The following is an 11,826-nucleotide window of genomic DNA, read 5'->3' as shown; positions in this document are numbered from 1 at the left end:
GATCCAACGCCACAAAGTGGACTAGCGGTAGATCCACTTTCAGTCACTTGCATTAGACCACTTTTTTGAGGACGATGAAGCCATGCTTGCCGACCTTCCCATCGCCTTAAACCCACACGAACCAACATCCATCCCCACGCAGCTCACAGAACAGATCCGTCGTCTCGTGGCGAGGGGAATTCTCACCCCAGGAGACCCGCTTCCCAGCAGTCGCTCACTATCCACCCAATTGGGGGTATCCCGCGGCAGTGTGGTGACCGCTTATGACCAATTGGCCGGTGAAGGCTACCTCAGCACCGCCCGCGGTTCCGGTACAACGATCAACCCAGATCTGCATTTGTTGAAGCCTGTGGAAATTGAGAAGAAGGAGACGTCGAGAAGCGTCCCGCCCCCGCTGCTCAACCTGAGCCCCGGCGTGCCCGATACCGCGACGCTCGCCGATTCCGCATGGCGCGCTGCGTGGCGCGAAGCCTGCGCCAAGCCACCCACGCACTCCCCTGAGCAGGGACTTTTGAGGCTGCGGATCGAGATCGCCGACCACCTGCGCCAGATGCGTGGCCTCATGGTCGAGCCGGAGCAGATCATCGTCACCGCCGGCGCGCGCGAGGGGCTGAGTCTGCTGCTGCGCACCATGGATGCGCCTGCCCGCATCGGCGTCGAATCGCCCGGCTACCCCAGCCTGCGCCGCATCCCGCAGGTGCTTGGCCATGAGACGATCGATGTGCCGACCGACGAATCCGGCCTCGTACCCCGCGCGCTGCCCCACGACCTCAACGCGCTACTGGTAACCCCTAGCCATCAATATCCCTACGGCGGCTCGCTGCCCGCCGATCGCCGCACCGCGCTAGTCGCGTGGGCTGAGGCAAACGATGCGTTGCTTATTGAAGACGACTTCGATTCTGAGCTGCGCTACGTCGGTATGCCGCTTCCGCCGCTGCGTGCGCTGGCGCCCGATCGCACGATTCTGCTCGGCACGTTTTCCTCCGTGATCACACCACAAGTCGCCTGCGGATACCTCATCGCGCCGACGCCCCAGGCGCGCGTGCTCGCCACGCTTCGCGGGATTCTCGGCCAGCCAGTCGGCGCCATCACCCAACACGCGCTCGCGTCCTACCTCGCCTCAGGCGCTTTACGACGCCGCACCCAACGTTTGCGGCGCCTTTACCGACACCGCCGCTCCATCGTCCAAGACACCCTCGGTGACCTCCCGAATACGCAGCTTCGCCCCATCAACGGTGGCCTCCACGCAGTTCTCCTTTGCGACAAACCCCAAGACCTCGTCGTCACCACACTCGCCTCCCGAGGCCTTAACGTCACCGCGCTTTCCCACTACTGGGGCGGCACCGGCGCAGACAACGGCATCGTCTTCGGCTTCGGCTCCCACGACGAAGACACCCTCAGATGGGTGCTTGCTGAGATCAGCGATGCGGTGTCTCTAGGCTAAAGAAAAAACAGCCCGAGAGGAACGATCCTCTCGGGCTGTTTACTCAAACGCTACTGTGCGGACTGGTAGCTATCGACGGCACGATCAAGCGCATCGAGTGCACGACCATACTCTTCGAAAGAGCTATCGCGAGCAGCTTCAAGGTTGCTCAACGCATCGTTGATGGCCGCGATTCCTTCCGCCTCACTCACTGGTGCAGTTGGGGTTTCGGTTGCAGGCTGATCAGTGTCAGTGTCAGTCTCATCAGTCGATGGCGTCGTAGCGGTGCCATCTACCTCTTCGATGTCCTGCGCTTCCTTCGGATCAATGCCGACCTGCGATAGGGCTTCAGCGATCGTTGGTGCGTAACCAACCTGACCCTTGTAGAAGACCAGCACGCGCAGAAGCTTCGGGAAGGCCGATGCCTGATCCTTGCGCTGCGAGTAAATCGGCTCAACGTAGAGGATCTCTCCGCCACCAACTGGCAAGGTCAACAGGTTTCCGTTGTGCAGATCGTTCGATCCACGCCACAGTGTTTGGTCCTGAGCAACCTGGTCAGATGACATCATCGCATCCTGGGCCTGCTTTGGACCCTGGGTCACAGAATCGGTAGGCAGCACACGAACAGTGATTTCACCGTAGGTAACTGGATCAGACGACGCAGACATGTGTGCAGAGAGGTACTCGCGCTGAAGTCCACGGAACGGGGTGATCAGCTGGAAGCTGGACTCACCGGTCTCTGGGTCTGCTGCCACCACGTAGTAAGGAGGCTGCTTAAGTTCCTGGCGGCCCTCCGCTGCAGTTGGGTCACCTGGGACAGACCAGAACGCATCGTTGGTGAAGAATGTTCCAGAATCATCAACGTTGTACTTGGCCAGCATGTCACGCTGGACCTTGAACAAATCTTCTGGGTAACGCAGGTGTGCGCGAAGCTCATCGGAAATCTCCGACCCGTCCTTCACGGTGTCTGGGAACACGCCACGCCATGCCTTCAGAACAGGATCTTCGGTGTCGAATTCGTAGAGTTCAACAGTTCCGTCGTACGCATCAACAACAGCCTTCACGGAGTTGCGGATGTAACCGACCCTATCTGTGATCAGTGGCTGTGGGGTGCCGTCAGGCATGACAGCATCCTGAGTCGCTTCCGTCAGTGAGGTGCGCGTGGAGTACGGAAGACTATCCAAGGTGGTGTAGCCATCGACGATCCACTTGATGCGACCATCAATCACAGTTGGGTAGGTCTTGGAGTCAGTGGTCAACCAAGGTGCAACCTTTTCCACACGGGAACGAGGATCGCGCTCAAATAGGATCTTGGATTCGGAACCAACACGATCAGACAGGAGCATGTTCATTTCCTGGTAGCGCAATGCAAACATCGCACGGTTGACCATGTTTCCAATGTCCACGCCGCCAGCACCTTCGTAGGTGTAGCTGGAGGTGTCAGTGTCGTACTCGACTGGGCCATCGCCGGTGTCACCGACAATTGCGTAGTCAGCACCATCAGTCGCAGAAGCAATCAGTGGTCCGTAGTACACACGAGGCTCATCAACCTTGATGCCAAGCTCCTCAGCATCTTCGCTTTCTGCAGCACGAGCATTCGACTGCAAATCAGAGACGGTGTAGACAGGGTAACCACCACGAGTGGATCCGACGTCGCGGGCGACCTCATCCACCTGGTTTGCTTGAGCTGCAATGAAGCCGTTGCCGTGGGTATAAACAGTGTGACGGTTAATCCAGTCCTGCTGGTTTTGCTGCAGGGCGTTTGGATCGAGCTCACGTGCTGCCACAACAAAGTCGCGGAGTTTGCCATCTACTTCAAAGCGGTCCATCGCCAGCTGGTCTGGGAAACCGTAGAAGTTTCGCAGCTGCTGTTGCTGGGTGAAGGTTGGTGACAGGATCTGTGGATCCAGCAGACGAATGTTAGAAATCGTTGCAGAATCAGCGGCGACTTCTTCATTGGTGGTCTCCCCTGCTCCCCAGTTTTCCTCGTAGGTGACATCTTCATCGGTGATGCCATAGGCATAGCGAGTCGATTCAATGTTTCGAGAAATGTACTCGGCTTCTTTTTCTGCACGGTTTGGCTGAACGGAGAAACGCTCCAGCATCAAAGGCCAAGCAGCACCAATGATCACAGAGCTCAGCAGCATCAGAACTACGGCAAGACCTGGGATGCGGAGGTCCTTCAGGAAGATCGCAGAGAAGAACGCGATCGCCACGAACAATGCGATAACCAGCAGGATGATCTTCGCTGGCAGCTGTGCATTGATGTCGGTGTAGCTTGCACCTGTGAAGGTTGAGTTTTCCTTAGTCAGCAGGTCATAGCGATCCAGCCAGTAGCCAGCGACCTTAACAAGCATCCACAGACCAGCAGTTACCGCAAGCTGAGTGCGCGCACCACGGGATACAAAGGACTTCTGGCCCGTCATCTGGTTTCCAGCGCGAATGCCACCCATGAGGTAATGGCCAACGAGTGCGATCAGGAAAGCAACGATCAACATCATCGACAGTGAGTCAGCGATGAGGCGAAGCATCGGAAGATCAAACGCGTAGAATCCATAATCCAAGCCGAACTGCTGATCCGAAACGCCAAAGTCCTGGCCATTCAGCCACATTTGAACGGTGCGCCACGAACGCTGACCAATTAGGCCAGCCAGCAACGCGACGAAAATTGGAATGATCACCATAACGCGACGAAGGCTGTTTTCGATCATCTGACGGTACTGATACACAGGCGACTGGGTATCAAACGCCGACATCTCATCAGGTCGAAGTTTTGTCACAAAATAACCAGCAAGCCATGTGACAAACCCAGCAATTAGCGCAAAGATCACAAAGAGAACAATGCGAGTGACAATAACCTTGCTGAAAACGCCTCGGAAATCGACTTCACCGAACCAAAGCCAGTCGGTATAGAAGCCAACACTCATTGGGGCGATGAGAATGACCAACGCGATAATGGCGAAGATCCATGTCACCGCCTTGGGAGGTCGCTTGATCGGTTGGGGAGGAGGTGTGAGACCAGTCGACAAGACAATATCCTTATATGTACGTGATTATGCGTTTCTCCCCCACTCTACGGTTTAATCACCTATAAAGGCCAACAAGTAGTTCACAAAAGGAAAAAATTATGAACGATTCCATTTTTAGTCCCCAAGCACTGAATAAAGCGATGCTCGAAGCCGTCGAGTTTATCCACGCCGAAGGTTGGGACGCCGGCCCTACCCTGTTCGCATTGGTCCCCACTGAAATGCTGGTGGATACTCTTGATGAGGCAGCTGACGACTCCCCACTAACCCTTGTTGTACAGGACAACCTCCCTGACAACTTGCTGCCAGGTTCCGAAGCGTTAGGTGACTATGTGTCCCGTTTGGCGTGGCCAGCAGAGATTGCCGGCGCGGTGTTGGCTCAGGAAATTATGTTCACCGATGCTGCCGTTGCAGGCTCAGAACCACGACCCGCTCGTCTTTTTTCCGGCGTTTTGCGCGGCGAAGCAGAACTCACCCTTCTGCAGCTTCGCCCCACCGAAGAGGAATTGGCAGAACGCGGACCGTTTGCTGAAGATGAAATCGAACTGCGCGGCGGCCCAGGGGTTGCACCGGGTGTAATCGCAGCACTGCGCTACACCCTCGAAGCGGACCCAGACGAAATCTAAAAACTGACTTTTCGTCCAGGTTCGCTAGGATAAATTAAGTTAACCCCGCCCACAATTTATTTGAGGAGTTCACACTGTGGCGTCCACCCCGCACAAGCATGTCCGCGTTGCACTGGGATTAGTGGCGCTCATTCCTCTTTTAGCTGCATGTACGGGCGGCGGATCCACCGAAACTTCCACTGAATCCACGGCAGAAACAACTCCTGCGACAACAACGGAAGCAACGACAACTCCTGCTACCACTGCTTCGTCTTCAGTAATTGAAACGACAGAGTCAAGCACTGCCGAAACGTCGACGAAAGAGAGTGGGGAGACGTCGACAAGCAAACCTCGTATGACCAAGGACGTTGAAGTCGCCTATAAAGCTTTCTCCTCGCTCGCGCCCGTCGAGCTTTTTGAGCAATTCGAAACCTGCGACCCGTCAGGGGTCGAGGATTCCTTCGCGTGCAACGGGCCGGAAGTTGGCCAATTCCAATTCTTTGACAATGCGTCGAAGGCCACGAGCACGACGCAGCTGCTCACGGAACTGCGCAGCTCACGCGTGGTTGAGGATTCCGGATCCAAGGTTGTGGGCTGGACCACGATTGGCACGATGTCGATTATCACGGTCGTTGATAATGACCAAGGCCTAGTGCTGCAGCAAATGGTGTCCTCCGACAAAATCGATCCGGAGGAACGCATCTACGAACTTGGGCTGTCGACACCGAAGGACACTGAAGAGTCCTCGGAAGAAACCTCAGCGTCTAAAAACTAGCCACACGTCTGGAAATCAGAGCCCTCGTTGTAGGCAGCCATCTGATCGATTGCCTGAGACAACGAATCCACCTTCAAGATCGTCATATCCTGAGGCTTCGCACTCATCGCCTCCGCGCAATTGTCCGCAGGGCTCAAAAACACTTCCGCGCCCGCGTCCTCCGCAGCGCGCACCTTGTGCGCAATACCGCCAATCGGGCCCACCGACCCGTCCTCCGCGATGGTGCCAGTGCCAGCGACAAACTTGCCACCATTCAGCGCGCCAGGCGAAAGCTTATCGACGACCGCCAACGAAAACATCATGCCAGCGCTCGGACCACCGATATCTTCCAAGTTGTAATCAACCTCAATCGCGCTCGAAGGCACCGACAACATTGAAATACCCAACAACGCCACCGAAGAATCATCCGGGTGTTCCCTCAAAGTGATGGTTGCTTGAGATTCCGCATCGTTTCTCTCGTAGGAAATCGTGATCTCATCGCCGGGAGCTTTCGATCGCACGATGGTTTGTGCATCGCCGGGAGTGGAGATTGCGGTGCCGTCGATGCTGAGAAGTTTGTCGCCGGGTTCGAAAATTCCGGTTGCGGCGCTGTCGGTGAGGACTTCTGCAACTTCAACTTCGACGGGAATGTTGAGGTAATTCATCGCGGCGATCGTTGCGGAAGACTCCGAAGAGATGAACGCGGTGCGGTTGGATTCTTCGACTTCCTCGGTGGATTGGCCGGGAGGGAAAACCTGCTCGATGGGAACGATTGTGTCATCGGTAAACAGCCATCGGGAAATTACCTGCGACAATGTCATGCCGGAACGAACCGACACAGTGGTCATGTTCAGGTTACCTTCGGTCTCATCCAGATCAGCACTACTGATGGACACAACATCCTCGCCGTCGACCTGACCAAGCGTATTGATCGTAGGACCTGGGCCTTCAGCGGCATAAGGCACGCTCAAGTTGATGTTTGTTCCCGGAATATGGTCAATGCTTACCAACGATGCCAGCAGCACCAAAGGGATAGCACCCCACGTCAGAGTCTTGATTCGGCGATTCACGAATATCCACCCTACAACCTGTGTTCGCTTACAGCGTTGTTCGGATCGTAGCAATAGGAAATAGTTGCCTTGTAGATTGGTAAATATGAACTCTAATGGCTTTGGTTTCTCTTTTGGCAACAACGATGACGACGATGACAAAAACCGCAACAACGACCCATTCGGCCTTTTCGGTGGCAACTTCGGATTCGGAGGACAAGGTGGCGCTGGTGGCCCCGGCGGATTAGGCGATATTTTAAACCAGTTCGGCCAGATGCTGTCCGGAATGGGAGATTCGATGAACTCCCCCGAAGCAGCAGGCCCGGTTAATTATGATTTAGCAGCACGCATCGCCCGCCAGCAGATTGGTCGCGTAGCGCCGGTGAAGGATTCTGAGAAGGAAGCAGTCGAAGAGTCCCTTCGCCTTGCTGAACTCTGGCTCGATAACGCCACCCAGCTCCCCACTTCCGGGCACCGCGTCGAAGCGTGGAATCCAGAAAACTGGTTAGAAAACACCCTGCCTGTGTGGAAGCGTCTTGTCTCCCCTGTTGCGGAGCAAATGAACAAAGCCCAATTAGAAAACCTCCCTGAAGAAGCCCGCGAGATGATGGGCCCGATGTCTTCTTTGATGAACTCCATGTCTTCGATGAACTTCGGAGTTCAATTAGGAAATGCGCTGGGCGACCTCGCAAAGCAGACCCTCACCGGCTCTGACTTCGGTTTGCCTATCTCCCCAGTCGGCGTATCTGCCGTCCTGCCCGGCAACATCGCCGAAGCATCCAAAGGCCTCAACGTGGCACCGCAAGAAATGCTCGTTTACATCTGTGCCCGCGAAGCCGCCCGCCAACGCCTCTTCAAGCACGTGCCGTGGCTTGTCGAGCGCCTCGTTTCCTCCGTTGAGGAATACGCCGTCGGCCTAGAAATCGACACCTCACACATCCAAGAGGCCATGGGCAACTTCCAAATGGACAACCCAGATCCTGAACGCCTCCAGGAAATGATGAACGAACTCCAAGGTATGGACCTGTCCCCACGCATCGGATCCCGCAACGCCAACGCAGTATCCCGCCTGGAAACTCTCCTCGCACTCGTCGAAGGCTGGGTCGACATCGTAGTTACCCAAGCCCTGAGCGAACGCATCCCATCCACCGACGCCATGAACGAAGCCTGGAAGCGCCGCCGCGCAACCGGCGGATCCGCAGAACAAGCATTCTCCCAGGTAGTCGGCATTGAGCTCGGCGCACCGAAGGTCTCCGAAGCAGCCGAACTGTGGCGCCGAGTCGAAAACGCAGTAGGGGTAGAACGCCGCGACGCAGTCTGGAACCACCCCGACTTCCTCCCAACCGCCGAAGATATCGACAAACCAGCCGAATTCATCGACGCACTCCTCGGCGAATCCGACGGCGAAGACTTCGACCCCATCGCAGAAATCACCGCCCTGGAAAAACTGCTTGCGGAAGAGGCAGAGAAGAAAAACGATTCCGAAGATGATTCCGAGGACGACGGTTCTGAAGGAACCTCCGACAAGAACTAAACCTTCAGCCCCACCGCTGATACGCCTCCAAATAGCCCTTGGCCCTCTCTGCCAGGGGCGTTTTGTCTGCCCACTCCCAAAACTCCGCCGAATGCCCCGCAATAAACGTATGCGTCAGCTCATGCACCAACACCGCATCCAACACATAATCCGGCACGTGCTTTAAACGATCCGAAATCCGAATCTCCGCAGTCGCCACCGTGCACGACCCCCACCGCCCCTTCTGATTACTCACCCACCGAATACTTTCCACCCGCGCCCGCCCCTCCAACACAGTCTTGTTCAACTTATGGGCGCGCTCAATCAGGTCAGCGTCGCTTGAGACGGCCGATTGGGTGCGTCGCTTTAGCTTTGCGACGATCTCCCCCACCGCTTTTTCTTCCTCCGCTTTAGACATCCTCGCAGGGATGCGCACCTGGATTTGCCCGTCCACAATTCGAGCTTGAACAGTTTTGGTGCGTTTCGCTGAACGGATGACCTCAATCGCTGGCATCTCTGGCTTTTCCTGCATGACAGATGATTGTAACTGTGATGAAATAAGGCCAGATGAAGTAACTGTGTCGATTAAGTTTTGGGGGAAATTTTTCAGATGACACACATCGCTTTAGCCAACTCTGCCCAAGTTCTGATCCGCCCGGATTCTGCGATTCAATTCGGCATCGACGCCACCCGCGCTGGCGTCTTAAATATCGATCCATCGCTGTCGTCGCGAGTCGTCCCGGTGCTGCGGAATCTGCGGACCGCCCGACCGATCGTTGATGTCATCGCCGACCTCACGACTGCAGGCCTCGCACCCACCGCTGCGAGCAGTTTGCTCGAGGACCTTTTAGAATTCGGTGTGGTCCGCGAATCGGCGGCGGCGCAGGTGTTGCTGTTCGGGGACGGTTCGCTTGTCGACGTCACCTCCTTCCTTTTGGAAACCTCCGGCTTTGTTCCCAGACCCCAGATCATCGATGAGTCGCCTCGAGAGTTTTTCGAGCTTCCCTCCAGCCACATTTTGGTTCTCAACAAGCTCGCACATTCCCAACGTCTATCCCCGCTGCTTCACAAATATGCGCCGACGTATCTGTGCGCCGCGATCGTCGATAATCGTGGCATCATCGGCCCGGGCCGGAGATCACGATCGGGGCCGTGTTTGATGTGTGTGGATCTGCATCGCTGCGATATCGATCCGCATTGGCTCTCTATTATCAATCAGCAACCCAACGGTCCCACCTTTCCTGATCCCGTCACGGAGATGGCGACGGCTGCCCGACTCGTCGCCTGGGTCACTGCCGATACATGGTTGCCCGGCGTTGTGGAGGAAGTAAACCCCCACGATCGAACAAACTCGGTACGCACCCTCCCTGTGCATCCAAAATGTCCGATGTGTTGGAGTTTAGGTTCCTAAAGTGCTCCCAAAATCGCGAGCACGTCATCGCCATAGTTCTCGATCTTCATCGGCCCCACACCCGGCACGCTGAGCAATTCGTTTTCGTTGGTGGGGTTCATTTCAGCGATCGCCATCAACGTTGCATTGCTGAACACCATGTACGCCGCTTTGTTTTCGCGCTTCGCGGTGTCATTGCGCCACGTTCGCAGCTGTTCGAAGACTCGTTCATCCGCTTGGATCGGGCAACTCGCACACCGACCGACAGCTTTTTCGGCAGGGCTTGAAAGAACCGATCCGCACACTCGGCAGTTTTTCGGACGATTGCTGCGAGGTGTGCCCGATTCGGAGGCCATCTCCACGACTATGCCATCGAGGAATCGACTCCGCTTTCTCGATTTCCGTCCGCCTTCTTGCCTCGCGAGTGCCCAACTGCAGTGGAGGTGTTCGCGGGCACGGGTCACACCGACATAGAACAGGCGACGTTCCTCTTCGATTGCTTCATCGCCAGATTTAATGGCGTGGCTGATCGGTAACGTGGAATCGACAAGTCCGACAAGAAACACCGCATCCCATTCGAGGCCTTTCGCCGCGTGTAGCGATGCCAAGGTGACACCTTCGACGGTCGGCGGATGCTTCGCCTCTTGGCGTTCCCGAAGTTTCAGCAGCAAGCCTGTGAGATCCAAATCTGGTGTGGCTTTAACAAGGTCTTTCACCAGATCGACTAAAGCGTTGAGCGATTGCCAGCGTTCCCGCTCTTGGGCACCGCTGGGCTCTTCCGAACTCAACCCAAGTGGCACGAGTGTGCGTTGCGTCAGACGCACCAGATCGCTTTCATCGACGTCGCGTTGGGAAGTGCGGATCAGTTGACTCAGGGCTTGGCGAATTTCTGGGCGGGTGAAAAAGCCTTCGCCGCCGCGCACCTGATATACGATGCCGGCGTCGGCAAGCGCTTGCTCGAAAACCGCCGACTGCGCGTTGATGCGGTACAAAACGGCGATTTCTGAGGCCTGAACGCCGTTTTTAAGCAGCGTCAAAATGCGGCCCGCAACTTCGCGGGCTTCGGTGGGTTCGTCGTCGAAAGCCGAAAATTCGGGCTCCGGCCCGGCGATCCGCATTCCCTGAAGCTCCAGGCGCGTGCCAGCAACGCGCCCCCGCGCCTGGCCGATGACGGTATTGGCCAGCGCGGTGACCTGCGGCGTTGAGCGGTAGTCGCGCTGCAGCTTGACGACGGTTGCCTCCGGATATTTCCTCGAGAAATTAAGCAAAAATTCAGGTGTTGCCCCCGTGAACGAATAAATCGTCTGGTTCGCATCGCCGACAACCGTCAGGTCATCGCGATCGCCGAGCCACGCATCGAGCACCCGCTGCTGCAGAGGCGTCACATCCTGATACTCATCGACCACAAAGCTGCGATACTGCTGGCGGAACTCCTCCGCCACCGCCGGGGAATTCTCCAACGCGCCGGCGGTGTGAAGCAACAGATCGTCGAAATCAAGCAACATCCCCTCAGGGGTTGCCTTCATGTTTTCGTATCGCTGATACACCTCAGCGATTTTCTCCGCGGGCGCCGGAGGGGTCCTCGTACCCAAACGATCCGGATACTGCTCAGGTGTAATCAACGACGCCTTCGCCCACTCAATTTCACCCAAAATATCGCGAACTTTTTCAGTCTGCGATTCCAACCGCGCACCACGAACCGCACGACCCACAAGTTGAAACTTATTATCCAACAGGCGCCACGGCAGATTACCCGCCACCTGAGGCCAGAAATACAACAACTGCTTCCTCGCTGCTGCGTGGAATGTCCTTGCCTGCACGCCACCGATCCCCATGAGATTCAAGCGATGACGCATCTCCCCTGCCGCGCGGGATGTAAACGTCACAGCAAGAACACGATTCGGGCTCACAAAACCCTGATCAATCAGATGCGCGATGCGATAAGTAATCGTTCGAGTTTTACCCGTGCCGGCTCCGGCGAGAATGCACACTGGTCCGCGAGGCGCAGAAGCAGCGATGCGTTGATCCTCGTCGAGGTCCTGCAAATTGATCACTGTAAAAAGCTC

At 56.3% G+C, this 11,826-nt stretch carries 9 protein-coding genes; 5 read left to right on the top strand and 4 right to left on the bottom strand.

Translation table 11 applies throughout. The features are described from left to right. Positions 1–82: 82 nt before the first annotated feature. On the top strand, positions 83–1,444 hold the full coding sequence (pdxR, locus tag CGL_RS03925; RefSeq protein ID WP_011013887.1) for a pyridoxine biosynthesis transcriptional regulator PdxR: 1,362 nt from the start codon (positions 83–85) through the stop codon (positions 1,442–1,444). Between the two features lie 50 nt (positions 1,445–1,494). On the opposite strand, the gene CGL_RS03920 is transcribed toward pdxR, so the two are convergent. Continuing rightward, entirely contained in the window at positions 1,495–4,452 is a 2,958-nt protein-coding gene (locus CGL_RS03920; RefSeq protein ID WP_011013886.1) for a UPF0182 family protein, read from the bottom strand. A gap of 98 nt (positions 4,453–4,550) precedes the next feature. On the opposite strand from CGL_RS03920, the gene CGL_RS03915 reads away from it, so the two are divergent. Then, on the top strand, positions 4,551–5,075 hold the full coding sequence (locus CGL_RS03915; protein ID WP_003858126.1) for a PPA1309 family protein: 525 nt from the start codon (positions 4,551–4,553) through the stop codon (positions 5,073–5,075). A 76-nt stretch (positions 5,076–5,151) separates the two neighbouring features. Further along, a complete protein-coding gene (locus CGL_RS15615) occupies positions 5,152–5,829 on the top strand; it encodes a hypothetical protein (RefSeq protein ID WP_011265619.1) in 678 nt (225 codons plus the stop codon). Here CGL_RS15615 and CGL_RS03905 read toward each other — a convergent pair. Next, positions 5,826–6,878, bottom strand: coding sequence for a YlbL family protein (locus tag CGL_RS03905; RefSeq protein ID WP_011013885.1), 1,053 nt, complete (start codon positions 6,876–6,878; stop codon positions 5,826–5,828). The two genes, CGL_RS15615 and CGL_RS03905, sit on opposite strands and share 4 nt — an antisense overlap. Before the next feature lie 85 nt (positions 6,879–6,963). On the opposite strand from CGL_RS03905, the gene CGL_RS03900 reads away from it, so the two are divergent. Beyond that, complete coding sequence (locus CGL_RS03900; RefSeq protein ID WP_003858132.1) at positions 6,964–8,391, top strand: zinc-dependent metalloprotease; 1,428 nt, start codon at positions 6,964–6,966, stop codon at positions 8,389–8,391. A 4-nt stretch (positions 8,392–8,395) separates the two neighbouring features. On the opposite strand, the gene CGL_RS03895 is transcribed toward CGL_RS03900, so the two are convergent. Then, on the bottom strand, positions 8,396–8,884 hold the full coding sequence (locus tag CGL_RS03895) for a M48 family metallopeptidase (protein WP_011013884.1): 489 nt from the start codon (positions 8,882–8,884) through the stop codon (positions 8,396–8,398). Between the two features lie 96 nt (positions 8,885–8,980). Between CGL_RS03895 and CGL_RS03890 the strand changes: the two genes are divergently transcribed. Further along, the gene (locus CGL_RS03890) at positions 8,981–9,781 is read left to right on the top strand and encodes a hypothetical protein (protein WP_011013883.1); all 801 of its coding nucleotides are present in this window, start codon (positions 8,981–8,983) and stop codon (positions 9,779–9,781) included. Here CGL_RS03890 and CGL_RS03885 read toward each other — a convergent pair. Continuing rightward, on the bottom strand, positions 9,778–11,814 hold the full coding sequence (locus CGL_RS03885; protein ID WP_011013882.1) for an ATP-dependent DNA helicase UvrD2: 2,037 nt from the start codon (positions 11,812–11,814) through the stop codon (positions 9,778–9,780). The two genes, CGL_RS03890 and CGL_RS03885, sit on opposite strands and share 4 nt — an antisense overlap. Between the last annotated feature and the right edge of the window lie 12 nt (positions 11,815–11,826).

Source organism: Corynebacterium glutamicum ATCC 13032 (assembly GCF_000011325.1).
GTDB lineage: Bacteria > Actinomycetota > Actinomycetes > Mycobacteriales > Mycobacteriaceae > Corynebacterium > Corynebacterium glutamicum.
Note: the sequence above shows the minus strand (reverse complement) of the source record. Positions and strands in the feature narration are given on the sequence as shown.

What these genes read in the sequence shown, in the direction of transcription:
- pdxR (WP_011013887.1), top strand. Translation starts at nt 83, where the DNA reads ATGCTTGCCGACCTTCCCATCGCCTTAAACCCACACGAACCAACATCC.
- CGL_RS03915 (WP_003858126.1), top strand. Translation starts at nt 4,551, where the DNA reads ATGAACGATTCCATTTTTAGTCCCCAAGCACTGAATAAAGCGATGCTC.
- CGL_RS03900 (WP_003858132.1), top strand. Translation starts at nt 6,964, where the DNA reads ATGAACTCTAATGGCTTTGGTTTCTCTTTTGGCAACAACGATGACGAC.
- CGL_RS03895 (WP_011013884.1), bottom strand. Translation starts at nt 8,884, where the DNA reads ATGCCAGCGATTGAGGTCATCCGTTCAGCGAAACGCACCAAAACTGTT.
- CGL_RS03890 (WP_011013883.1), top strand. Translation starts at nt 8,981, where the DNA reads ATGACACACATCGCTTTAGCCAACTCTGCCCAAGTTCTGATCCGCCCG.